Below are 24,549 nucleotides of genomic sequence, written 5' to 3' on the forward strand. Positions count from 1 at the left end.
TCCGCTCTGTGCGTGTCGTACGCGTCATGTCTGCCGTTCACCCACCCTGCCTGTGCCGTGAGTCTAATGGCCGTACAAGAAGGTGCGCAGGTCAGACGTCCAGACCGCCCCGGGAGACCAGCTGGCGCACGATGACGTTGCGCTGGATCTCGTTGGTGCCCTCGCCGACGATCATCAGGGGCGCGTCGCGGAAGTAGCGCTCGACGTCGAACTCGGTCGAGTAGCCGTAGCCGCCGTGGACACGGACCGCGTTCAGGGCGATCTGCATGGCGGTCTCCGACGCGAAGAGCTTGGCCATGCCCGCCTCCATGTCGACGCGGCGGCCCGCGTCCGCCTCGCGGGCGGCGTACAGGGTGAGCTGGCGCGCCGCGGTGAGCGAAGTCGCCATGTCGGCGAGGTAGTTGCCGATCGACTGGTGCTTGTAGATGGGCTCGCCGAACGTCTCGCGCTCCTGCGCGTAGCGCAGCGCGTCCTCGAACGCGGCCCTGCCGACGCCCAGCGCGCGCGAGGCGACCTGGAGGCGGCCCGTCTCCAGGCCCTTCATCATCTGTCCGAAGCCCTTGCCCTCGACGCCGCCGAGCAGCGCGCCGGCCGGGACGCGGTAGTCGTCGAAGGTCAGCTCACAGCTCTCGACTCCCTTGTAGCCGAGCTTCGGCAGGTCGCGCGAGACGGTGAGCCCCGGGCCGTGTTCGGCGAGCAGGATGGAGATGCCGCGGTGCTTCGGCTCGGCCGCCGGGTCCGTCTTGCACAGCAGCGCGATCAGCTGCGAGCGGCGGGAGTTGGTGATCCAGGTCTTGCCGCCGTTGACGACGTACGCGTCCCCCTCGCGCCGCGCGACCGTGCGCATCGCCTGGAGGTCGGAGCCGCCGCCCGGCTCGGTGAGCGCCATCGTCGCGCGGATCTCGCCGGTCGCCATCTTCGGCAGGTAGCGGTCTTTCTGCTCGTCCGTGCCGAAGTGCAGCAGCAGCTTGGACACGACGGTGTGGCCGCCCATGGCGCCCGCGAGGCTCATCCAGCCGCGCGCCAGCTCTTCGGTGATCAGCACGTAGCAGGGCGTGGAGACGGGCGTGCCGCCGTACTCCTCGGGGATCGCGAGGCCGAAGATCCCGAGGTCCTTCATCTGCTCGATGAGCGCCCCGGGGTAGGTGTCGGAGTGCTCCAACTCCCTTACGACTGGCCTGACGTCGCGATCCACGAAATCGCGCACGGTCTCGATGATCAGCTGCTCGTCGGAAGAGAGGGTGTCGAGGGTGCTCACTTCGCGGACGCTCCTTGCTCGCGGTCGTGCGTGGTGTCGATGACGCCCTGCGCCCGCAGCCGCTCGATGTCGGCGGCGCTGCGGCCCAGGGCGGTGAGGATCTGTTCGGTGTGCTCTCCCGCGGCGGGCACGGGGTCCATCCGGGGAGTGACGCCGGAGAGGTCCGCGGGCGGGAGCAGAGCTTGTACGGGTTCCTGTGTGCCCGGCACCGCGATGTCGCGCCACCGGTCGCGTTCGACGAGGGCAGGGTGGGCGAGGAATTCGGCGATGGAGTTCACACCCGCGTTGGCGATGCCGGCCTTGTCGAGGAGGGCCATGGCGTCCTCGCTGCCGAGCTCGGCGAAGCGCGCGGAGACGGCCGCGTTGACCTCGTCGCGGTGGGCGACGCGGTCGGCGCCGGTGGCCATGCGGGGGTCGTCGGTGAGTTCGGGACGCCCGAGGACCGTGGAGCACAGGGCCTGCCACTCGCGCTCGTTCTGGATGGAGAGCAGCACCTGCTTCCCGTCGGAGGCGGTGAACGGGCCGTAGGGCGCGATCGTGGCGTGCTGGGCGCCGATGCGCGGCGGCTGCGTACCGCCGTAGCGCGTGTAGTAGGCGGGCTGACTCATCCACTCGGCGAGCGCCTCGAAGAGGGATACCTCGACGGCGGGCGCGCGTCCGGTGGTGGCCCGCGTGTAGAGGGCGGTGAGGACGCCGCTGTACGCGTACATGCCCGCCGAGATGTCGGCGACGGAGATGCCGACGCGGGCGGGCTCGTCGGGCGAGCCCGTGATGGAGAGCAGTCCCGTCTGGCACTGCACGAGCAGGTCGTACGCCTTGCGCTGCGACCAGGAGCCGCTGGTGCCGTACCCGCTGATCGTGCACGGGATGAGGCGGGGGTGGCGGGCCTGGAGCGCGGCGGGGCCGAGGTCCAGGCGGTCGGCGGCGCCCGGGGCGAGGTTCTGGACGAACACGTCGGCGTCCGCGAGGAGTTCCTCCAGGATGTCCCGGCCCTCCTGCGACTTGAGGTCCAGGGTGAGGGACTCCTTGGAGCGGTTGAGCCACACGAAATAGCTGGCCTGGCCGTGCACCGTGGTGTCGTAGCGACGGGCGAAGTCTCCGCCGCCGGGACGCTCGACCTTGATGACCCGGGCGCCCAGGTCGGCGAGCTGACGGGTGGCGAAGGGTGCGGCGACGGCCTGTTCCAGGCTGACGACCGTGATGCCTTCGAGGGGGAGCGGATCGGTCATGCGGGTGCCTTCCCGGGAAGTTCGGCGAGGAGCAGCGCGCGGGCCGACTCCCAGGTCGTGTCCTTGAGCAGAGCCGGTACGTCACTGCCGCACGCGGCGAACTTCTCCACCAACTCCGCCTCTGTGGGCGGGCGTTGAGGCGAGCCCGGAGGATGGGACAAGGCGGACCGCAGGACGCGCCCGTCGGCGAGCGTCACCGCGAGGACGGCCTCACCGTCGAGGAGCCCGCCGCCTCCCTCGGTGCGCTCCGTCTCGACGGCCGCCATCAGACGCCGCACCTCGGGCCGGCCCACCGCGTCGTCCGTGAAGGCCTCGAAGCCGGGGAAGTCGTCGAGCAGGGCCGTCGCCACCGCGTACGGGAGGCTGAACTTGCCTTCGAGTCCGGTGTCCGGGTCGTCGTGGATGAGGGGGTGGATCGTGGCCCCAGGGGTGGTGACGCGGACGGCCGTGACGTCGTCGGGGCCGCACTCGGCGCGCAGGGCGCGCAGCGCCGCGATCGGGCGCTGCATCGCGTAGCAGCAGGGGAACATCTTGATGGCGAGGCCGCCGGGGACGGCGGGGCCGCCGGCCTGCGGCGCCCCTCCCTCCGCCCCGACCAGCTTCAGCCACGCGTCGACCGCCCGCGGGTCGGCCGTCGCGCCCGCCCGCGCGAGGCGCGCCGCCCGCACCCCCGCCTCTGCCGCGAAGCCGACCTGGAGCGACTTGCTGTGGGTCCCGAACGCGGCCTGGACCCCGCTCGCGCCGGGCACCGCGAGCGCCATGGCCGTCGCCAGCTGCCGGGGAGTGAGGCCCCAGGCGACGCCCGCCGCGACGGCAGCGGCGGGGGCGCCCGCCGTGCAGGTGGCGTGCCAGCCGGCCGCGTAGTGCGACCAGCCGAGCAGCGTGCCGAGCCGGGCCATCACGCCGGCCCCGGCGAGATAGGCGCGCGCGTCGCCGCCCGCCGCGAGGACCGCGGGGACGATCACGGCGCTGATGTGGGTCGTGGACTCGATGTGCAGGTCGTCGAAGTCGAGGACGTGCCCGACGGTGGCCCAGCGCGCCGCGTCCGGCAGCTCGGCGGCCAGCGCGCTCACCGGGTGGTCACGCGCGGCGAGCGTGACCGCGACGGTGTCCAGCAGGGAGCGCCGGGCGAGCGCCAGGTCCTCGGCGTCGGGTTCGTATCCGTAGGCCCACTCGGCGAGGGATTGCGCGATGGCCGGCATGGCTTCCCTTCGTACATGTCCTGCACTGCGTGGTTATTTTGTACGGCCAAATAGTGAGGGCGTCAATGGAGCCACATCGCGACAACTCAAGGCTTTCACATGCAACTTCAATCAGACGGGGTTGACGTGACGCCCGGCGAGGCGGAGGCTGGGCCGCGATTTGTACGGCACAATGCCCATGGAGGCGGCCACATCGGCTCGATCGATCCACCGGCACATCGGAGACTGAGGACCATGCCCCAATCCGACCCATCCCAGGGCGAGTTCGGGCTCGCGCGTTACCTGGACGGCTGGGCCCCGGCGCCCATGACTCTGGACGATCCCGTCGCCGCCGCGCCTGTCGCCGCGCTGAGCCAGGTGCTCGACCAGGAGGCGACCGTGGCCGGTGAGGGGGATCCGCTGCCGCCGCTGTGGCACTGGCTGCACTTCCTCGAATGGCCCGCGCAGCGGGACCTGGGAGCCGACGGGCACCCCGCGCACGGCCACTTCCTGCCGCCCCTCCCGGACCGCAGGCGCATGTTCGCGGGCGGCCGTGCGGAGTTCACCGCGCCGCTGCGGGTGGGCGTGCCCGCGCGGCGTACGAGCTCCGTCGCCAAGGTCGAGGTCAAGCGCGGCCGCACCGGGGAGATGGTGTTCGTGACGGTCCGTCATGGGATTGCGCAGGAGGGGGAGATCCGGGTCGTCGAGGAGCAGGATCTCGTCTACCGCGTGGGCGGGGGTGTGGGCGCGGGTGAGCGGCCGAGTGGGGGCTTCGGCATCGACCTCGCCGAGGCCGAACTATCAGACGCCGACTGGCAGTTGATCCTGCGTCCCTCGCCGACTCTGCTGTTCCGCTACAGCGCGCTGACCGCGAACGCCCATCGCATTCACTACGACGAGCCGTATGCGCGCGACGTCGAGGGCTACCCGGGCCTCGTCGTCCACGGGCCGCTCCTCGTCCAGCTGTTGCTGGAACTCGCCCGCCGCGAGGCCCCGGAGCGGGAGATCCGCACGCTGTCCTACCGGCTCCGCAAGCCCGTGTTCGCAGGTGAGCAGGTGTGCGCCCTCGGTGACATGGCGGACGACGGAGGGTCGGCAGGGCTGCGGATCGCCACGCGCCGGGATGAGCGGCATGCGACGGCGGAGGTGACGTTCAAGTGAGCGCTGAGCACCTCGTCGGCGCGCGGTCAGTCCGTCGCGCTCTCCGGTGATATGGAGCGGGCCACGGGTTCGGGGCTTTGGGCTGTGCTTGGGGCTGGGGCTGGGGCTGGTGCGGCCGTGGGCTTCGACTTCGGGCTCGGCTTCGGTGCCGGTGGTGCCGGTGGTTCGGCCCGGTCGTGCCCGGTGAGGGTGGGGCAATCGAGCCGTGGTTGATGCGTGACACGGGCAACGTCAGCGCCGCTACCTTGCCGCCCGCTGCACCGCCTCGGCCGCCAGACCCGTGGCCGCGCGGCGGGTCGCCTCCGACAGGAGTGCCGTCCGGATCGGACCTCCCGCCGCCAGATGACGGTCGTACGGCAGGTGCACCACCGCGACCCCCGTCTCACGCAGATGCGCGGTCGCCGCCTTCAGGTCGAGCGTCATGTCGGGCGCGCTCGACGTGAGCGCGACGACGGTACTGGCCAGGGCCGCCTTCGGCAGCTGCGCCAGCCAGTCGAGCACCACACGCGTGCCGCCCACGCCCTCCACCGTCATCGGGGCGACGACCACGCGCGCGTGCGCCGTGTCCATCGCCGTACGCGCCACCTCGCCCGGCAGCGTCTCGCAGTCCACGACCGTCATGGCGAAGTGGCGACGCAGCGCGAGCGACACGGTCCGGTACGTGCGTACGTCGAGCGGGGCGCCGACGCGGCCCTGGCTCGCCGGGAGCAGCCAGCCGCCGTCGGTGACCGGCACGAGATAGCCGGTGACGTCGATGAGTTGCATCGACGGTTTGAGGATCTGCGCGAGGTCCGGGCACGACCAGCGCACCGACTCGGCACCGAGCCGCACGGGCAGCGTGCCGAGTGCGGCGTCCGCCTCCAGCGCGAGCACCGGGTCGTGCCGGTAGTGGTTGAGCGTGCGGGCGAGGAGGGCGGACACGGTGGTCTTGCCCACGCCGCCGCGGATGGACGTCACGGCGATCACCCGGCCGTTGGCCACCGGCTGCTGCAACTCCCGTGCGAGACGCGCCTCTTCGGACCCTCCCGGCGCGGCGGACGAGGCGAGCCTGCGCAGCGAATGCCCGGTACGCCGCGCCACGGTGTCCCCGTGCTGGGCCCGCCCGGCCGCCCCCGCGAGCCGCGGGTCGACGGTGGGCACGGACTCGGGGGTGAAGGCGGGCAGCCGAGAGTTCCGCGACCCGGAATTGCGCGTGGCAGGGGAGTGGGGTGCGGGGTGGGGTGCGGGCGGGTACGGCTGGGCGCCCGGCGCGGGAGCGGGGTGGTAGGGAGCGGGGAGTCCGGTGGGGCCGGGGGGCTGGGCGGTGGGGTTCTGGGGTGCGGAAGTGAGGGGCGTCGCGGGGCCGGAGGGCGACGCGGCGACCGGTGTGTGGGGCGGCGTGGCGGCGGGATTGTGGGGCGGCGCGGCAGTGGGCGTGTAGGGGGCTGGAAGCCCGGAGGTGGACGGGCCGACGTCCGGGAGGTGGGAGGCAGGGGTGTTCGGGGGCGGGGTGGGCGCCGGGGTGTGGATGGGTGCGTCCGGGGTGGGCGTGGCGTCCGTGGTGTGGGCTGGGGATGCGGGTGTTGGGGTGTGCGGGGCCGGGAGGTGGGTGGATGGCTCCGGGGTGTGCGGCGCCGGGGTGTGGATGGGTGCGTCCGGGGTGGGCGTGGCGTCCGTGGTGTGGGCTGGGGCTGGGGATGCGGGTGTTGGGGTGTGCGGGGCCGGGAGGTGGGTGGATGGCTCCGGGGTGTGCGGCGCCGGGGTGTGGATGGGTGCGCCCGGGGTGGGCGTCGTGTCCGTGATGGCGGCCGGGGCTGTGGGTGTTGGTGCGGGCGGCGCCGGTGTCTGGGTGGCTGTCTCGGGGGTGGGCGTCGTGTCTGTGATGGCGGCCCGGGTGGGTGTTGGTGTGTGCGGCGCCGGTGCCTGGGGCGCTGTCCCCGGGGCGAGCACCGTGTCCGTGACGGTGGCCGGAGCAACGGGTTTCGGCGAGGCCTTCGTCCGGATCTTGATGGACACATTCGGTATGGCCGAGGTGCCCGTGTTGTCGGTCCGGGGCTTTGGTGCTGGGGACTTCGGGGTCGGCAGGGCGTCGGCGGGTGCGTCGGGCGATGCCTCGGGGGTGGGCTTCGCGTCCGTGATGTCGGCCTTGAGCAGAGACATGGGCGGCGCGTCAGGCGCCGGGGTGTGCGTGGGCGCGGTCGCGTCGGTCGCCTCGTCCGTGGGCTTGGTCGGCTCCGGGGCGGTGGACGTCACCGCGTCCGTCGGCGGTGTCGGCCGTTCCGCTCGGCCTGCCGCGAGGCGGGCCGCCAGTGACGCCGTCCGGCGCGCGGCCGGGGTGGCGGAGCGGGGTTTCGGCGCATCCGCGGCGTCGTCGTCCGGATCGAGCGGCGGTGAGGGCGACGGGCCGGGGCCCGCATCCGGTGACGGGGCCGTGTTGGGGCGCCGGCGCGGCAGCGGGGCGCGTCCGGGTACAGGGGCCACAGATGCCTCGGCTTCCCCGGCCGTCGCCGGATCCCGCTCCGCGGCGTCGGAGTCCGCCGATGGGGCAGCACCCCGTCCCGGCACCCCGGAACTCGCCGCCTCCGCGCCTTGACCAGGCACCCCGGAACCCAGCCCGTCCGCCGGTGCCATGTCGGTGACCTCCCCGCCCAGTTGTGCCTGGGTCCGCCTCAGCAGGTCCCGCAGTACGTCGTTCTGCCAGTCGCTCTGCGCCATTCCCGAGCCCTTACGCGAAGATGCCGGGCAACCGCCCGTACACACGGAACACGCCGATCACCGACAGACGCGGCGTCACCACACCGACCGACGCGTACAGGCCGTCGAGCGGTCGCCGTACGCCCGGCAGGACGAGATCGACCCGCCCGCGCTCGCCCACCACGGTGACTCGGCTCAGTGCCGTACGGTTCAGTGGCCCCGTCGATATCACGCGTTCGAACCTATCATCGGGCCGGAGACGTGCTGGTCGGCGTGGTGGACGGGGGAGGGCTGCACCGCGGTGCGGAGTGGAGTACCTCCACCGACGCGCCCCGCTCGTTCGGCCGGCGTTCCAGTGCGTCGCCGGCCAACTCACGCGACGAGCCGCTCCCTTCGAGCCGAGCGGGGCCGGAGACCGTGCCGGTGAGGCCCTCGACCCGGTTCCGGCCGTCGAGGGCCGCCTTCAGGGACGTCTCGCGCACCGAGGCGCCGGTGAGGTCGGCGCCTTCGAGGCGGGCATCGAGGAAAGAGGCGCCGTTGAGCCGGGCCCCGCGGAAGGAGGCGCCGCGTGCGTCGACACCGTAGAGCTCCGCGCTGCCGAGATTCGCCTCCGCCGCAGTGGCGCCCCTCAGGTCGGCCTCGTCGAGGACCGTCTTCGTCAGGCAGGCGCGGGATAGGTCGGCGCCCGCAAGCACGGCCCCTTCCATGTGCGCGCGGTACAGATCCGTCCCTCCGAGACGGGTATCCCGCAGCACGGTCCCGCAGAACAGCCCCATGGCGCGGTCCAGTCCGCAGAGGTCGGCGCCGGACAGATCGAGCCCGGACACGTCGAGCGGCGATTCCTCTTGCCGCTCCCCTTTCCGCCCCTCTCTCCGCGCCCACGAGGCGAGTACGGCGGAGGCCTCCGGGTCGGCGGGCGGAACGCGGACAACGCGGTGCACATCGGCTGTTGCGGACATCCTCACCCGCCTCCTTACACGCTCACGTTTTCGCGGCAGGCCCAGCGCTGCCGGCCGGGCCTCTCGCCGGCCTCTCCTGTTCCACCACGCGCACCAGGACGCTTTCGGTTTCACTCAAGACGTGACGGATCCGGCGGCGAGGGAAGGGGACGTCAGTAGATCTTGACCGCCACCCCGCACAGCCCGAGCCCTGCCTCGGCGGCTCGCCGCCACACGCGCAGCGGCCCCTCCAGCACGCTCTCCTCGTCCGGCGCGTACTCGAGCCAGTCCTGGTCCTGCGCGGCGGCCCACTCCTCGCGGGTGAACGTCAGAGCCCGCTCGACGCGCGGCAGGGTCTCCTGTACCTGCGTGGACGTGAGCAGGAAGTTGCCGCACCAGCCGGGCAGGAGGGCGGCGCGCCGCGGGCCGATGGCGTGGAAGAGGGAGGCGACCGCGTAGTCCTTGTTCTGGACCGACATGAACATCACGTCCGTGTCCGCCGTCTCCTCCCAGACGTCCCGGACGAGCCAGAAGCCGTCGTCGGGCGACGAGCCGTCGTACAACTCCTGGACGTGGTCGCCGCACGCGGTCAACTCCCAGAAACCGTCGAGGCTTTCGGCCTCCTCGGCGCTGCCCCGGCCGTACGGGTTCCACCAGGTCCGGTAGTCCGGCAGGGGGCGGCGATGCCAGCGGTGCCAGCTGCGCCGGGCGCCGGGGCGGTCGCGCTCCGCCTCGACGAGCGGGAGCATGCGGGGGCCGAGCCCCTCGATGAACGGGTCGTCGTGCGAGCTGATGGCCCAGGCCGTGGTGATCCCCATGCCCGCGAGCGTAGGCGGCCCCACTGACAGCCCGCCCGTACCGGCCCGACGAGCCGAGGGCGGGCCCATGACCGGACCCGCCCTCGCCCACTCTCCCCATTGTCCGGGGCTCAGAGGGATCAGCGCCGCAGCGTCACCGTGAAGCCGCGGTCCAGGGACTGGCGCGCGGTCTTCACCGTCGTCACCCCCGTGTCCGCGTCGTAGTACCAGCCGGACCCGGCCGCCGCGAGCGCGTCCGCCGAGCCGACGCGGGGCAGCGTGCGGCCCTGTACCGACACCTCGTGCGGGGCGCCCTCACCGTGGACGGTGAACCGGTACGCGCGGGCGTCGGGCTTGTTCTTGTAACTGCCCTTGCTCGCACCGACGTCGACCTCGGTCGAGTGCCTGCCCTGGTCGACGGTGACGCGCTGTGTCGCCGACGCGCCCTTGGCGAAGTCGCGGGTCACGCCGTCGTCCTCGTACAGCGTGTAGGAGGAGCGGCCCTGCGGGTACACGTCCCAGTCCAGTTCGTGCACGTCACGGGACTTGTACGACGTCGTCTCCTTCGGCCACATCGGCACGACCGCACCGGACTTGACGAAGAGGGGGAGCGTGTCGATGGGGGCGTGGTAGCCGTCGAGCGTCGTCGGACCGTGGTACGTCTTGCCCGTCCAGTAGTCCGTCCATGTGCCCTTGGGCAGATAGATCCCGTCGCGGGTGTCCGAGTCCTTGTAGACCGGGGCGACCAGGAAGTCGTCGCCCGCCAGGTACTCGTACTTGGCGTTCGCGCCCAGCGTGGCGGGGTCGTCCGGGTACTCCAGGTAGAGCGGACGCACGCCGCCGACACCGGTCTTCGCCGCGTCGGCGGACAGCGTGTACAGGTACGGCAGGAGGCGCTCGCGCAGCTGGAGGTACTTGCGGTTGATGGACGTGTACGGCTCGCCGTCCACCCATGGCTGCTGGTTGATCTTCTTGCCGGTGGTCATGTCCGTCGCCCAGCCGTCCATCGTCATGATGGCCGGCAGGAACGTCTTGGCCTGGAGGTCACGCGCGTACATCTTGGCGTCGTGGCTGTAAATGCTGCCCACGTCACCGGAGTTGTACGCGATGCCCGACATCGTGGCGCCCGCGTACGTCGGGATCTGCCAGCGCACGAAGTCCCACGACAGCTTCTGGTCGCCGCTCCACAGGACGCCGCAGCGCTGCGCGCCCGCCCAGGAGACGGGCATCCAGACGAAGCCGCGCGCGTCGCTGTTGTCCTCGATGCCGGCCTTCGCCTTGTCGCAGGCGTCCAGGGACATGCCGTAGCCGTTGCCGATCCAGGCGACGTCGAGTTTCGCGACGCGCTGCCCGGCCTTCACCTGATCGGCGAGCTTGTCGATGCCGTCCTGGGTCCACAGGCCCATCTCGGCGCCGCGGTCCTGGAGGCCCTTCGCTGTCTCGGCGAGGTTCTCGTAGCCGCAGCCGTAGCCGTCGTTGACCAGCATCCAGCCGAGCGGCATCTGGTGGTCGACGTACCCGTCGGCGACCTTCAGGGAGTCGAGGGTATGGCGCTCGCCCTGGTTGGCGTTGTGGAGATAGCAGTCGGCGTCGCCGGGTTCGAGGCCGTACACCGGCGGCATGAACGGCTTGCCGACCAGCGACGTGTAGCCGCCGATCACCTTCTTCGCGTCGCCGAGGAAGTAGTAGGCGTCGAGACGGCGCTCCTGCTGGCCCGTGTGGACCGAGGGGCCGAAGTCGTAGACGCCGGGGGCGAAGGTGTTGCGGTAGACGCCGTAGCCCGCCGAAGAGAGATAGAACGGCTGCGAGTTGTTGTAGCCGCCCTCGTTCCAGTTGGTGTTGTTCGCTACGTAGACCGTCTTGTCGCGGTGCGAGAACGAGCCGTTCTGCTCGCCGCCGCCGAAGAACTGCTCGTCCTTGCCGCGCTCCAGGCTCTGCCGCATGCCGCCGGTGGACCAGCGCAGGGGCCTGTCCTCCTGCCAGATCCGCGTCCTGTTGTCGGCCTTGTAGAGGCCGAAGCGCAACGGCTTCTTGTAGACGCGCAGGACGGCGCCGGCGGAGCGGATGCCGTAGTACGCGCCCGCGTCGAACGACGACGTGTGATGGTCGAGGGCGGGCTGTTTGCGCACGATCTGCGAGCCGGCCGGGTCGCTGAACGAGCCGGACGGGTCGGCCTGGAGGCGCAGTTGACCGCCCGTCAGGAAATCGGCCTTCGCCTTCAGGGTGCCGGCACCGATGGTGTAGCTGCCGTCCTTGCCCGTGAAGGAGGTCAGGTCGCCGGCGTCGGTCGTCTCGGGCAGATACGCCTTGCCGACGAAGGAGTTGTCGTGCACGTCGTAGGGGACGACCACGACGTGGTACGTGCCGTTGGCCTTCGGGATCACCGTGGCCTCGGGGTCGGCCGTGCCCGCGCTGGCGGCGACCTGCTTGCCGGCGTCGTCGAAGACGTACATGTCGAAGTCGTCGGTGGGCTGCTTCGCCCACTCGATCGAGACGGGGACGCCGCCCTCGGGGTTGTCGTCCCAATACCCGTCAGGGACCGACACCTTGAGGTCGAAGCGGTCGCACACCTTGTTGTCGGGGTCGTCCGCCTGGGCCGGACACTTGCCGGGATCGCCGACCGTCCCGGCGGCGTACACGGGGCTCTGCCAGGTCACGCTCCTGTGGCCGTCGTCGAGGACGCCGCTGCCGGGCGTCGCCGCGCTCGCCTGCTGCGCGGGGGAGGCCAGGAGGGCGGCGGCCAGGGCTGTCACGAGCCCGGCCGAGGCGCCCGCGGCCCACCGTGCGCGGCGGGCCCGTGTCAGGTCCAGTCTTCGGCGCATTCTTCGCACAGATCCCATCTCCGCTCGAACCAACAGCCGTTTGTTTACTCATGCTTGAAACATTGACGCAGCGAGCACCTTCGCGCAGTCGCACGCATCAACATCCCCCTTCGGGCGCGAGCATGTCAACGGATGGGGGACGGAGAAGTCCGGAGTGGGCCCGTGACCGGGCTAGGGTCTCTTGTTTGGATCAGGCCGGATCAGGGAGCGGGGGCATGGGGCCCCCTGCTCGAGCCCAGCCGAGAGTTTGGGGGGAGTCGGCGGCTGACGACAACGCCGCAGATGTGCGTGCCGGACCCCGCGAGTCCGGCATGATCCAAACAAAAGGCCCTACGCCATCTGGCGCCGCACCAGCTCGTGCAGCCGGCCGTTCGTGTCCGCGAGGAGCTGGGCCGGCGGTCCCTGCTGGACGATGCGGCCGTCCGCCATGACGATCACCCGGTCCGCGTCCATCACCGTGGACAGGCGGTGCGCGATGACGACACGCGTGGCGTTCAGGGCGCGGGTGCTGTCGATGACGGTGCGCTGGGTCTCGTTGTCCAGCGCGCTCGTGGCCTCGTCGAAGAACAGGATGCGCGGCTTGCGGATCAGCGCCTGCGCGATCATCAGGCGCTGGCGCTGGCCGCCGGAGATGGCGCCGCCGCCGGCGATCATCGTGTGCAGGCCCATCGGCATCCGCTTGATGTCCTCGGCGAGCCCCGCCATCGCCGCCGCCTCCCACGCCTCCTCCTGCGTGAACACCTCGGCGCCGCAGATGCAGTCCAGGATCGAACCGGTCAGCGGCTGCGCGTTCTGCAGGACGACGCCGCACTGCCGGCGCACGGCGGCCTGGTCCAGTGCGCCGAGGTCCTGGCCGTCGTACAGGACACCGCCGGAGACCGGCTTGTCGAAGCCGATCAGGAGGCGCAGGAGCGTGGACTTGCCGCAGCCGCTCGGACCGACGACCGCGACGAACTCGCCCGGCCTGATGGACAGGTTCACGTCGTCGAGGACGAGCGGCCCGTCGTCCGTGTAGCGGAAGGACACGCCGCGCGCCTCGATCTCGCCGGTCAGCTCGCCCGGCTGGGTGCTGGCGGCCCGCACCTCGGGCGCCTCGTCGAGGACGGGCTTGATCTGCTCGAACATCGGCAGGACGGCCGCCGCCGAGATCAGGGCGCCCGTGAGCTGCGTGACCGACGACAGCAGCATCGTCACCGCGGTGCTGAACGTGAGGAAGTCGCCCGCGGAGAGGGTGCCCCGCGCGGGGCCCGCGAGCAGCATGAACATCACGAGCGAACACAGCGGCAGATAGACCGCGTTGAGGACCGTCGTCAGGTTCTTGATGCGGCCCGCGCGTCGCTGGAGCTCGCGGCTGCGCGCGAACTCCCCGGCCCACGAGGCGTACGCGAAGCTCTCCGCGCCCGCGACCCGCAGCTTCGGCAGGCCTCGCAGGGTCTGGAACGCCTGGTTGTTGAGCTTGTTGCCGAGCACGACGAGACGGCGCTGCCAGCGCAGTTCCCACAGCCCGAGGGTGAGGAACACGCCCGCGATCACCGCGAGCATCGCGAGCGCGGTCAGCGCCAGGGGGACGCTGTAGAGGAGGAGCAGGACGAGGTTCATCGCGCCGACCGTGCCGGACTGCACCACTACCGGGCCCACGCCGGACATGAGGCGGCGGATCGAGCTGATGCCCATGGCGGCGCTCGCCAGCTCACCCGTGGAACGCGACGCGAAGAACCGCGTCGGGAGCCTCAACAGGCGGTCCCACACGGCCGGTTGGAGCGCGCTCTCGATCCGGCCCTCCATGCGCAGGATCGTCAGATTCTGCAGCAGCATGAACGCGGCCGACACGATGCTCGTCACCATCACCGCGAGGGAGACCTGCACGATGAGGTCCGTCTCGGCGTTCGGCACGTACACGCCGAGCACCCGCCCTGTGGCGACCGGCACCAGGGCCCCGATCGCGACCGTCACGAGCCCGGCGAGCAGCAGATTGCGCACGTCGGTCCGCGTGCCGCGCGCGCTGAACCGCAGCAGCCGCAGCGGGCTCAGCGCCCGGTCGGGCAGCGGCCGGTACAGCATGACCGCCCGCTGCTCGAACTCCTCCGCGTTGTCCTCGTCGATCCGGGTCCGCCGCCCGCTCGACGGATGCACCGCCTCGTACCCGCCGCGCCGCCAGAGCAGCGCGACCGGGGTGCCGGACGCCCGGTGCCCCACCAGGGGACCCGCGTTCTCGCGCCACCAGCGCCCGTCGAGGCGGACGGCGCGGGTGCGGATCCGTGAGGCGACGGCGACCTGTTCGACCGGGTCGACGCGGTCGCTGACGGCGCCGCTGCGCTCGGGCGCCGCGAGCGTGATCCCGGCCGCGCCCGCGACCAGCTTGCACGCCGCGTACGTCGCGTCGTCCCCGTTCCCGGAGGAGGAGCCGCGCCGCGCACTCCCCTTGCCCTGACGGCCGATGGACGCCAGCAGCGTCCGGTCGGCCTCCTCGCGGACGGTCTCGCCCGCCTTGATGCCCGCCGCCGTCCGGGTCTCGTGCGCGTTCTCCAGGCGTTCGATCCACCGGTCGAGCGCCGACAGGAGACGGTACTGCTGGTTGACCATGCGCTGCCACATCGACCCGTCGACGAGCAGCTCGCCCACGGTGTCCGCGCTGTACGACGCCCCGTACTGCACGCTGCCCGGCAGGATCGGCAGCCACAGGATGTCGTCGTCGCCCACGGAGTCGTCGCCGGTCGTCCGGCCGTCGAGGGGCGCCTCGAACAGGACGCGCTGGCTGCGCCCCACACCCAGGGCGAAGGCGTGCTCGAGAAGGCTGAGGGCCGCGTCCTGCGTGTCGTACTGGCTGAGGTACTGCTGGTCGTACGACCACGAGGCGTCGCCGTAGTCCGGGCGCTGGAGTTCACGCAGGCCGATGCGGCGCAGGAGACAACCCTGCAACGGGCGGCCCACCAACGTGTGCTGGGGTCCCTCGACCGGGCCGAGCAGCAGGGTCCCCGCTTCGAGCCGGCCCAGGAAGTGCCAGTGGCCCTGGGCGGCGGCGTCGACCGCGAACAGGTCGAGCGCGCCCTGGACGACCAGCCACAGGACCTGCGGTCCTTCGAGGTTCAGGCTGCGCATCCCGGCGCAGTCCACCGGCATGCCAAGGGAGCCGAACGCGGCGGTCACCTGGTCGCCGGTCGCGTACTCCTGATCTGCGTACGTCACGTCAGTGCTCCTTGACCAGCTCGGCGTACGGCCCGCCGGCGGCGACGAGCGCCTCGTGCCGGCCCCGCTCGACGATCTGGCCGTGGTCGAGGACGACGATCTCGTCGCTGTCGCGCACCGTGCTGAGGCGGTGCGCGATCACGACGCAGGCGCAGCCGCGGCGCCGCAGATTGTCGATGATGAGCTGCTCCGTCTCGGCGTCGAGCGCGCTGGTCACCTCGTCGAGCACGAGGATGCTCGGCCGGCGCACCAGGGCCCGCGCGATCTCCAGGCGCTGGCGCTGACCGCCGGAGAAGTTCCGCCCGTCCTGCTCGACCCGGCCCTGGATGCCGCCGGGCCTGCGCGCGACGACGTCGTACAGCGCCGCGTCCTTGAGGGCGTCGACGACGGCCTCGTCCGGGATCGAGGGATCCCACAGCGCGACGTTGTCGCGGACCGTGCCCTCGAAGAGGAACACGTCCTGGTCGACGAAGGACACCGACGCCGACAGGGCACCCCGCGGAATGTCCTCCAGACGCTGCCCGTCGATGCGGATCGTGCCCTCCCACGGGCTGTAGAGCCCCGAGATCAGCCGTGACACCGTCGACTTGCCGCTGCCCGAGCCGCCCACCAGCGCCACCTGCTGACCGGGTCCGACAGCCAGCGAGAAGCCGGTGAGGAGCGGCTTGTCCAGCGGGCTGTAGCCGAACGTGATGTCGTCGAGGGTGACGTGCCCCTTCAGGCGGCGCGTGCTCGCGGCGGCGTCGGGCCGTGAGTACAGGGCGTCCGCCGGGAAGCTCTCCACGTCCTTGAGGCGCGCCACGTCGGCGGCGAAGTCCTGGATGCGTCCCGCGACACCGTTGAGGCGCGTGATCGGCGCGGTGAAGCGGGTGACGAGCGCCTGGAACGCCACGAGCAGGCCTACCGACAGGTGCCCCTCGACGGCGCGCAGGCCGCCGATCCACAGGATCAGGGCGCTGTTGAGCGTCGCCAGGGTCGGCGCCACGATACCGAGCCACGCGCTCGGCACCCCGAGCCGCTGCTGCTCCTCCAGCGTGGTCGCGTGCTGCCCCGCCCAGCGCCGGAAGTACCCGTTCTCACCGCCCGTCGCCTTCATCGTCTCGATGAGCTGAAGGCCGGTGTACGAGGTGTTGGTGAGCCGCGCCGTGTCCGCGCGCAGCTTCTGCGTACGGGTGGCGCGCAGCCGGATCACGATCCGCATCGCGACGACGTTCCCGAGCGCGATGCCCACACCGACGAGCGTGAGCTGAGGGTCGTACGTCCACAGCAGCGCCGCGTACAGGAGGACCACGACACCGTCGACGCCCGCCGCGGTCAGGTCACGCGCGAGCGTCTCGGAGACCGCGTCGTTCGACTGGAGGCGCTGCACCAGGTCGGCCGGACTGCGCTGCGCGAAGAACGTCACCGGCAGCCGCAGCAGATGGCCGAAGAACCGCGCGCTGCTCAGCGTCGACGCGATGACGCGTCCGCGCAGCAGATTCGCCTGCTGGAGCCAGGTGAGCACGGCCGTGAGGCCCACCATCGCCGCCATCGACGCGAACAGCGCGCCGAGCAGCGAGGTCTGCTCACCGATCAGGAACATGTCGATGTAGGTGCGGCTGAGCGCCGGCAGCGCCGCGCCGACCGCGACGAGCAGGAGGCTGGCGAGCAGCGCCGCGAGCATCGTGCCCGTCGTGCCGCGAAGCCGCGCGGGCAACGCCCGCAGCACGCCGGGCCTGCGCCCGCCGGGGCGGAAGTCGTCGCCGGGTTCGAGGACGAGGACGACGCCCGTGAAGCTGGTGTCGAAGTCCTCGGAGGGCACGAACCTGCGGCCCTTGTCCGGGTCGTTGATGTGCACGCCGCGCCGCCCGAGGCGCCGGCCCATGCCGTCGTAGACGACGTAGTGGTTGAACTCCCAGAAGAGGATCGCGGGCGCCTCGACCTCAGCGAGCGCCGCCGGCTCCATCTGCATGCCGCGCGCGGTCATCCCGTAACTGCGGGCCGCCTTCAGGAGGTTGCTGGCCCGCGAACCGTCACGCGAGACGCCGCACGCGATGCGCAGCTCCTCCAGCGGGACGTGCCGGCCGTGGTGCGCCAGGACCATCGCGAGGGACGCGGCGCCGCACTCGACCGCCTCCATCTGCAGGACGGTGGGCGTGCGGACGGTGCGGTGGCGGCGGCGCGGCGGCTTCGGCTCGGGGCGCGCGCGGCGGCGGCCGTGTCCGGCCGGGGGCAGCTGCTGCTGGACTGCGGGGGAGGGGCTCACGGGAGCAGCCAATCGATCGGGCGCTGCTCGGCGAGGTGCACGGCGCCGGAGGCGGGGGTCATCGAGTCGAGCGCGTACGGGGGGCCGCCCTTGGACGACCACGCGTAGCCCGACTTGGTGGAGGGAGAGGCGACTAGCTTCACGAGGACCGCGACTGTCGGGCCGCCCTTCGTGAACTGTGCGGCCAGCTCCTTGTCGCCGAGGAACGCCTCGACCCGCTGGCGGGTCTGCCCGCCGCGCCCGACCGCCTGCACGCGGCCACGCAGCGTGCCGTACTGCTGGGTCGGCGCCGACTGGACGGTGAGGTCCACGTCCGCTCCGACCGGCACGGTCCCCGCGCGGTCCGCGGGGACGTACAGCATCGCGAGGAGGGGGTCCTTCGCGCCCGTCTTCTCGACGGTCGCGACATCGGAACCGGTGGTGACGACCGCGCCGATCCGGGCGACGAGCGTGGTGACGCGGCCCGCGTCGACGGTCCGCACATAGCGGTCACCCTGCGGTGTACTGACCTTGAGGAGTGGGGAGTTCGCGGCGAGGCGCTGCCCCTCCTTGGCGAGCACGCCCGTGACCTGACCGGTGACGGGGCTCTGGAGGACGTAACTGCCCTGCGCGTGGGTGAGGACGCCGGGGACCCGCAGCGTCGAGGAGAGCGACCCCGTCGCCGCCCAGACGGACGCGGCCGCCATCACGACGAGGGTCACGGCCAGCGCGAGCACGCCCTGGGGCCTGGCGAGCCGCACGGGAAGGTCGAGTTCCTCGGGCGACTGCAGCTTGGACAGGGCCTGTTGGCGGAACTGCACGACGTACTTCCCTTACCTGTCTTCCGGTCCGGCGGGGTGCCGGGAGTGCCCAAGGGCCCCGGAACCGGGGGGAGGTTCCGGGGCCCTTGCAGAGCCGTGGCTCAGAGACCAGCGGTCAGGCCGGTGGCCAGGCCGGTGACGGCGGCGGTGTTGACGCCGGTCAGGCCCTCGACGGTGCCGGTCAGGCCGCCGACGACGCCGGAGACGGGGACGATCGAGTCGGCCGTGCCGGTCAGGTTGGCGGCGAGACCGCCGACGAGGCCGCCCGACACGTTGTCGAGGTCGGCGTCGGAGATCTCGAGGGTCTCAACCTGGGGGGTGGAGTTCATGATGTGAGCTGCCCTTCTCATTGGTAATTCCAGAATGCGTGAATCACTTGCGCAACTCCCGCAGTGCGGAGGATCAAAGCACGCCGACACCTCGCACATCCAATCGGAAGGTCCCCGGTCAGAGGCTGTGCGGACACGGAATTACCGCCGCGTGCAGGAGTGTTCACGATGTGGGAGCAGACCCTTCACAGGATCCACAGGTTGGAATTTCCGAGCCCGCTCCATGAATTTCTGCAAAATGGACACTCCCGCTTTTTTGGCCTGGGTCGCATTTGAGGGTTGTGCGCATCCACAGCACGCCGTGCCCGGACTGCGCATTCGGTGTGCAGGTTTACTGGAGGAGCGCGCGGGGCGGCCGGGGGGTTGTCTCGTGGGCCTCGCCGTGAACAATGGGGCGATGCTGGAGTTGTCGCAGGACACAGGCGTGATGCTGCCCGGCGCTGCGGGGGCGGTGCGGTTCGGGATGACACCCGACGAGGTGCTCTCCCGGCTGGACGGGGGCGCGATCACGCGCAGGCGGCAGTGCATGACACTGACGCGCGAGCAGTACCCGGAGCTGCGGCACGCGCACGACGCCTGGCTCAGCGGGCTCCTCCACGAACCGGACTGGGCCTTCGAGGCCGAGTTCGACGGCGTCACGCTCGGCTTTCGGGGCGGCGGCCCCGGCGCGGCGGACCGGTTGTCCCGGCTCGACATCACCACCACGGTCCCCGCCCCGGCGACGCCGGTCGCCTGGGACGACATTGACCTCTTCGGCTACCCCGCGGCCGAGGTCGCCGAAGCGCTGCCCGAGGCCACGAGGCTGATGGACGGCCCGGCGGCGGGCGCGGGCCGGACCGCCACCGACCTGGTTGTCGAGGCCGCAGGACTGCGCCTGTCGCTGCTGACCCCCGCGTCCGCCGGCCAGCGCGCCGTGCTGCTGGGCCCCGACGCCCGGTCCTGGCAGGCGTGTTGCGACGGCGCGTGGGAGTGCGCGAAGGAAGGGGACGCGCTCACCGGGATCATGCGGTGAGCTGACGGCCGGTCCGCGCGACCCCCTGACAGCGCCGCGCTACAGCGGCAGCGCGCAGACGGCGATCGGCGCGGCGAACGCGGGACCTTCCGCCGGCGTGAGTCCGCCGCCGCAGTGGTCGACGTGGAAGACGGTCACCGACCCCGACTTCTGGTTCGCGGCGAACAGCAGTTGCTCGTCGGGCGAGAACGCGATGTGGCGCGGGAAGTCGCCGCCGACGGGCACCGTGTCGAGCAGGCGCAGCCGGGCGCCGTCCGCCTCGATCGCGTACCGGGTCAGGCTGTTGTGCCCGCGGTTGGCGAGGTAGGCGAAGCCGCCCTCGGCCGTGACCAGGATCTGCGCCGGGTAGCTGGTGCCGGACCCGGTGCCGGTGGGCTGGGGTTCGCCGGGCGTGAGGCGTCCCGTCCCCGGGTCGTACGCGCAGACGACCACTGTGTTGTCGACCTCGTTGGCGAGGTAGGCGAAGTGGCCGCCCGGGTGGAACGTGAGGTGGCGGGGTCCCGCCCCCGGGCGCAGCGATGCGTACGACATCTGCGCGAGCGTTCCGGCCGTCGTGTCGAGGCGGTAGGTGTAGACGGTGTCGTTGCCCAGGTCGACGGCGAGCACATGCCGCCCGTCCGGGGACGTGATGATCTGGTGGGCGTGCGGGCCCTCCTGGCCGGGGCCGGGCGCGGGATCCGAGTGGGTGACGAGAGCGGTGCGTTCACCGAGCGCGCCGGATGCGGCGATCGGGTGCACGGCGACGCTGCCCGAGAGGTAGTTGGCGCTCAGCAGCCACCGGCCGCTCGGGTGCACCGACAGATGACAGGGGCCCGCGCCGCCCGTGCTCTGCCGGCCGAGCACGCGCCGGTCCGCGAGCCGGACCGCCGTCACACCGCCGTCCTGCCCCTCGTCGACCGCGTACAGGGTGTGGCCGCCGGGGTGCAGCGCCAGATACGAGGGGTCGGCCACCCCGTCGATCGTGCCGGTACCGGTGATGCGGCCCGTGTCCGCGTCGTACGTGGCGAGCCCGATGCCGCTGCCACCGCCGTCCTGCGAGGTGTACGTGCCGAGGTACAGGGGCCGTCCCGCGCGCGGCGGGCGTGCCTGCGCGGGACCTGCGGCGGCCGTGACGACACCGCCTGCCGCGACGGCCGCGATCCCGCCGAGGAAGCGCCGGCGGCCGGTGCTGCTGCTCATTCCTGGTACCTCCGGTGTCAGAGTGACGTGGGTTCTACCCTGGTGCGCGCCCATTCACCTGGCAAGAGGCGCAACCACGGTTGCGCTCCATGCAACGCGCCTCAGCGGTCGAGCTCCTTGTGCGCGCTCTCCGGCAGCCGCAGGTACACCGCGGACGACACGAGGCAGAGCACGGCGACGTACCAGGGGAAGAGCCCGGCGTGCCCGGTCTCCTTGAACAGCGTGCCGACATAAGGAGCCGTTCCGCCGAAGACGGCGACGGTGAGCGAGTAAGGGAAGCCGATGCCCGCCGCGCGCACCCGCGCGGGGAACACCTCGGCGTTGACCGCGGCCGAGATCGACGTGAAACCGGTGAGCAGCACCATCCCCGCGCACTGCACCAGGAGCAGCGAGCCGAACGAGTCGCCGAGCGAGCGCAGCAGCGGGACGCTGAGCAGCGCGAAACCCAGGCCGAAGAAGAGGAGCAGCGGCTTGCGCCCGAACCGGTCCGAGAGCATTCCGCCGATCGGCTGGAGCAGGGCGAAGAAGGCCAGCGCGATGGTGCCCGCGACGAGGGCGTCCGCCTTGTCGATGCCCGCGTTCAGCTCCGCGTACGTGGGCAGATAGGACGTCCACGTGTAGTAGGCGAGCGTGCCGCCCGCGGTGATGCCGCAGATCAGGAGCGACTCGCGCGGGTGATGGCGCAGCGCGTCGAAGAGCCCCGGCCGCCCGGCCGCGCGCTGCTCGGCGCTGCGCGTCTCGTACGCGCCGCGCCGGATCCAGAAGCCGACGAGGCTGAGGAGCGCGCCGAGCACGAACGGAACGCGCCAGCCCCAGCTGTCCATCTGCCCGTCGCCGAGCGTGCTCACCAGCACCGCCGCGACACCGGACGCCGCGAGCTGCCCGGCGGACGTCGACACGTACTGGAAGGACGAGAACAGGCCGCGCCGCCCCGGGCCAGCCGACTCCACGAGGAAGGTGGTCGAGGCCGCGAACTCGCCCCCGACGGACAGCCCTTGGAGCAGCCGCGCGAGGACGAGGACCACGGGCGCCAGGACGCCGACGGATGCGTACGTCGGGGTGAGCCCGACCAGCAGGCTGCTGCCGCCCATCAGCAGGATGGTCACGGTCAGCGCGGCCCGGCGGCCGCGCCGGTCGGCGACCGCTCCCATGAGGAGCCCGCCGACCGGCCGCATGAAGAACCCCACGGCGAACACCGCGAACGTGGAGAGCAGCGGTACGAGGGAGTTGCCCGAGCCCTTGGGGAACACCTGGCCCGCGATGTACGTGGCCAGGAACGTGTAGGCGTACCAGTCGTACCACTCGACGGCGTTGCCGACCGAGGCGGCGAGGAGCTGGCGCAGCGGGCGGCGCGGGGGAGCCGAATCCGACGGGTCCGGGGGGCCGGACGGGGCCGACGGGGAGGGGGACGTGCGATCTGTCATGATCGCGACCATCCCCCGAACCCCGCCGTCCCACACCTCAGGTCTTACGGCCCGAGGTCACGGTCAGCTCTTGCGGCCCGTGGGCACGGTCATCCCATGCGGTACGAGATCACCGTCGTCGTCACCAGGCACGGCGAGGGCGGCACCATCTCCACGCGCAGCGTGCCGCGCGCGGTGTCGTAGTCGATGCCCTCGGCCTCGAACGTGCCCGAGCAGATGCTGCGTTGCGGGATCGCGAACGCGGCCGTGACGTGTCCGGTGACCGGCGAGCCGTCCAGCGGGCGGTCCAGGGCGACCTCCAGGACCTCCTTCGTCGCGCCGTCGGACGAGCACGCCAGATGCGTGGCGTCGGTGAAGTCGCAGCCCTGGATGTTGTCGACGGGCTTGTCGAGCGTGATCTGCCCGGCCTGCGGGAGGTTCGCGCCGGGCGCGGGCGCGGACGGGTTGAGCACGGGCGCCGGGAAGACCTGCAGCCGGTTCATGGTGCCCCACTCGCCGGCCACCAGCCACTGCCCGTCGGGCGACACGGACGCGAACGAGTTGTTGAGCAACTCGCCCTGATCCAGGGTGTGTTCGTAGGTGGTGCGCTTCCCGTCCGGAGTCGTCACCGCGAACATCTTCTTCGTCGTGGTGTCACCTCCCTGGTACGCGTCGAACGTGTAGCCCCGCGCCACGTCCGGGTCGCCTATGTGCGACCAGCCCGCCGCGCGCAGATCGAGCGGTACGGAGGCGAGGCCCCGGTACACCAGCGAGCCGTCGGCGCGGCTCGCCAGGCCCTGGCCGCCGGTGAGTGAACCCACCTGCGCGGTGCCGGTCTCGGTCCAGGCGGGCGCGGCCGTCGCCGTGCCCGCACCGAGCGTCAGGGCGCCCAGGGTCGCTGCCAGGGTGAGGAGTTGGCGTCTTGTCCGTCGTTGCGTGGGGGGTTTCATCGCGGCCTCCGCCGGTCGAAGATCGGGTCGCGGACCAGGCTGCCCTACGATCGGCGCATGAGGCTGACGATTCTCGGCGGTGGCGGATTTCGAGTGCCCTTGGTGTACGGAGCGCTGCTGGGCGACCACGCGCAGGGCCGCGTCACCGAGGTCACGCTGCACGACACCGACCCGGCCCGGCTGCGGGCCGTCACCGGCGTACTGGCGGAACAAGCCACCGGCGCCCTGGACGCGCCCGCCGTGCACGCCACCACCGACCTCGACGAGGCGCTGCGCGGCGCCGACTTCGTCTTCTCAGCGATCCGCGTCGGCGGCCTGGCGGGCCGTGCCGCGGACGAGCGGGTCGCCCTCGCCGAGGGGGTGCTCGGCCAGGAGACGGTCGGCGCCGGCGGCATCGCGTACGGCCTGCGGACCGTGCCCGTCGCCGTCGACATCGCCCGCCGCGTCAAGGAACTCGCGCCCGACGCCTGGGTCATCAACTTCACCAACCCGGCCGGCCTGGTCACCGAGGCCATGTCACGGCACCTCGGCGACCGCGTCATCGGCATCTGCGACTCGCCCGTAGGACTCGGCCGGCGCGTGGCCCGCGTCCTCGGCGCCGACCCGGGTGAGGCCTGGATCGACTACGTCGGTCTCAACCACCTGGGCTGGCTGCGCGGACTCAAGGTGAACGGCCGCGACGAGCTGCCGCGCCTGCTCGCCGACGAGAAGCTCCTCGGCTCCTTCGAGGAGGGCCGCCTGTTCGGCACGGACTGGCTCCGCTCCCTCGGCGCGATCCCGAACGAGTACCTGCACTACTACTACTTCAACCGCGAGACGGTCCGCGCCTACCAGGAGGCCGAACGCACCCGCGGCGCGTTCCTCCTCGACCAGCAGGCCGCGTTCTACGCCGACCCGTCGTACGCCAGTTGGGACCGCACCCGCGCCGAGCGCGAGGCCACGTACATGGCGCACAACCGGGAGGCATCCGGCGCGGGCGAGCGGGACGCCGCCGACCTGGAGGAGTCCGGCGGCTACGAGAAGGTGGCGCTCGCCCTGATGCGCGCCATCGCCCGCGACGAGCGCGCGACGCTGATCCTGAACGTGCGCGGGCGCGGCGCCCTGCCGTCCCTCGACGACGACGCCGTGGTCGAGATCCCCTGCCTCGTCGACGCCAACGGCGCGCACCCCGTCAGCGTGGCGCCGCTGCCCGGCCACGCCACGGGCCTCGTCTCCTCCGTCAAGGCCGTCGAGCGCGAGGTGCTCGCCGCGGCCGAGAGCGGCTCGCGCGCCACCGCCGTCAAGGCGTTCGCCCTGCACCCCCTCGTCGACTCCGTGACCGTGGCCCGCCGCCTCCTGGAGGGATACACGGAGGCCCACCCCGGTCTCGCCTACCTGACCCGCTAG

At 71.9% G+C, this 24,549-nt stretch carries 18 protein-coding genes; 3 read left to right on the forward strand and 15 right to left on the reverse strand.

The features are described 5' to 3' along the window. Positions 1 to 91 precede the first annotated feature (91 nt). From ACIPWY_RS02375 to ACIPWY_RS02385, 3 genes are read right to left on the reverse strand one after another with little or no spacing between them, the layout of a single operon-like run. Positions 92 to 1,258: an acyl-CoA dehydrogenase family protein gene (locus tag ACIPWY_RS02375; RefSeq protein ID WP_401532056.1), complete on the reverse strand. Its 1,167-nt coding sequence runs from the start codon at positions 1,256 to 1,258 to the stop codon at positions 92 to 94. Then, entirely contained in the window at positions 1,255 to 2,487 is a 1,233-nt protein-coding gene (locus tag ACIPWY_RS02380; RefSeq protein WP_393704311.1) for a CaiB/BaiF CoA transferase family protein, read from the reverse strand. The genes ACIPWY_RS02375 and ACIPWY_RS02380 overlap by 4 nt, the downstream gene beginning before the upstream one ends. After that, complete coding sequence (locus tag ACIPWY_RS02385) at positions 2,484 to 3,689, reverse strand: MmgE/PrpD family protein (protein ID WP_401532057.1); 1,206 nt, start codon at positions 3,687 to 3,689, stop codon at positions 2,484 to 2,486. The genes ACIPWY_RS02380 and ACIPWY_RS02385 overlap by 4 nt, the downstream gene beginning before the upstream one ends. Positions 3,690 to 3,923: 234 nt before the next feature. Here ACIPWY_RS02385 and ACIPWY_RS02390 point away from each other — a divergent pair, with 234 nt between their 5' ends. Then, positions 3,924 to 4,829, forward strand: a complete 906-nt coding sequence (locus ACIPWY_RS02390) for a MaoC family dehydratase N-terminal domain-containing protein (RefSeq protein ID WP_401532058.1) — start codon at positions 3,924 to 3,926, stop codon at positions 4,827 to 4,829. A 240-nt stretch (positions 4,830 to 5,069) separates the two neighbouring features. Here the strand turns inward: ACIPWY_RS02390 and ACIPWY_RS02395 are convergent, their stop codons facing one another. The 9 genes from ACIPWY_RS02395 to ACIPWY_RS02435 form a co-directional block, all read right to left on the reverse strand. Then, positions 5,070 to 7,523: a hypothetical protein gene (locus ACIPWY_RS02395; RefSeq protein ID WP_401532059.1), complete on the reverse strand. Its 2,454-nt coding sequence runs from the start codon at positions 7,521 to 7,523 to the stop codon at positions 5,070 to 5,072. Positions 7,524 to 7,533: 10 nt separating this feature from the next. Continuing rightward, positions 7,534 to 7,734: a hypothetical protein gene (locus ACIPWY_RS02400; protein WP_401532060.1), complete on the reverse strand. Its 201-nt coding sequence runs from the start codon at positions 7,732 to 7,734 to the stop codon at positions 7,534 to 7,536. Between the two features lie 13 nt (positions 7,735 to 7,747). Continuing rightward, on the reverse strand, positions 7,748 to 8,461 hold the full coding sequence (locus ACIPWY_RS02405) for a pentapeptide repeat-containing protein (protein WP_362901758.1): 714 nt from the start codon (positions 8,459 to 8,461) through the stop codon (positions 7,748 to 7,750). Positions 8,462 to 8,613: 152 nt separating this feature from the next. Further along, positions 8,614 to 9,258, reverse strand: a complete 645-nt coding sequence (locus tag ACIPWY_RS02410; RefSeq protein WP_393704323.1) for a hypothetical protein — start codon at positions 9,256 to 9,258, stop codon at positions 8,614 to 8,616. Positions 9,259 to 9,377: 119 nt separating this feature from the next. Next, positions 9,378 to 12,059: a TIM-barrel domain-containing protein gene (locus ACIPWY_RS02415; RefSeq protein ID WP_401532061.1), complete on the reverse strand. Its 2,682-nt coding sequence runs from the start codon at positions 12,057 to 12,059 to the stop codon at positions 9,378 to 9,380. Positions 12,060 to 12,389: 330 nt separating this feature from the next. Beyond that, a complete protein-coding gene (locus ACIPWY_RS02420) occupies positions 12,390 to 15,179 on the reverse strand; it encodes an NHLP bacteriocin export ABC transporter permease/ATPase subunit (protein ID WP_362902065.1) in 2,790 nt (929 codons plus the stop codon). Positions 15,180 to 15,246: 67 nt separating this feature from the next. After that, a complete protein-coding gene (locus ACIPWY_RS02425) occupies positions 15,247 to 17,502 on the reverse strand; it encodes an NHLP family bacteriocin export ABC transporter peptidase/permease/ATPase subunit (RefSeq protein WP_383881002.1) in 2,256 nt (751 codons plus the stop codon). Beyond that, the gene (locus tag ACIPWY_RS02430) at positions 17,487 to 18,290 is read right to left on the reverse strand and encodes an HlyD family efflux transporter periplasmic adaptor subunit (RefSeq protein WP_393704329.1); all 804 of its coding nucleotides are present in this window, start codon (positions 18,288 to 18,290) and stop codon (positions 17,487 to 17,489) included. The genes ACIPWY_RS02425 and ACIPWY_RS02430 overlap by 16 nt, the downstream gene beginning before the upstream one ends. A 101-nt stretch (positions 18,291 to 18,391) precedes the next feature. Beyond that, positions 18,392 to 18,619 carry a type A2 lantipeptide gene (locus ACIPWY_RS02435; protein WP_116507716.1) on the reverse strand — a complete coding sequence of 76 codons (228 nt, stop codon included), beginning with the start codon at positions 18,617 to 18,619 and terminating at the stop codon, positions 18,392 to 18,394. A 397-nt stretch (positions 18,620 to 19,016) separates the two neighbouring features. Here ACIPWY_RS02435 and ACIPWY_RS02440 point away from each other — a divergent pair, with 397 nt between their 5' ends. Continuing rightward, the gene (locus ACIPWY_RS02440; protein WP_401532062.1) at positions 19,017 to 19,631 is read left to right on the forward strand and encodes a hypothetical protein; all 615 of its coding nucleotides are present in this window, start codon (positions 19,017 to 19,019) and stop codon (positions 19,629 to 19,631) included. Between the two features lie 39 nt (positions 19,632 to 19,670). Here the strand turns inward: ACIPWY_RS02440 and ACIPWY_RS02445 are convergent, their stop codons facing one another. From ACIPWY_RS02445 to ACIPWY_RS02455, 3 genes are all read right to left on the reverse strand, one after another. Then, positions 19,671 to 20,810, reverse strand: coding sequence for a lactonase family protein (locus tag ACIPWY_RS02445; RefSeq protein WP_401532063.1), 1,140 nt, complete (start codon positions 20,808 to 20,810; stop codon positions 19,671 to 19,673). A gap of 101 nt (positions 20,811 to 20,911) precedes the next feature. Further along, a complete protein-coding gene (locus ACIPWY_RS02450; RefSeq protein ID WP_393704334.1) occupies positions 20,912 to 22,246 on the reverse strand; it encodes an MFS transporter in 1,335 nt (444 codons plus the stop codon). 77 nt (positions 22,247 to 22,323) lie between these two features. Further along, the gene (locus ACIPWY_RS02455; RefSeq protein WP_362901772.1) at positions 22,324 to 23,163 is read right to left on the reverse strand and encodes a hypothetical protein; all 840 of its coding nucleotides are present in this window, start codon (positions 23,161 to 23,163) and stop codon (positions 22,324 to 22,326) included. Between the two features lie 57 nt (positions 23,164 to 23,220). Between ACIPWY_RS02455 and ACIPWY_RS02460 the strand changes: the two genes are divergently transcribed. Next, entirely contained in the window at positions 23,221 to 24,549 is a 1,329-nt protein-coding gene (locus ACIPWY_RS02460) for a 6-phospho-beta-glucosidase (RefSeq protein ID WP_393704336.1), read from the forward strand.

Source organism: Streptomyces sp. NPDC090032, from assembly GCF_044748025.1.
Taxonomy (GTDB): Bacteria; Actinomycetota; Actinomycetes; order Streptomycetales; family Streptomycetaceae; genus Streptomyces.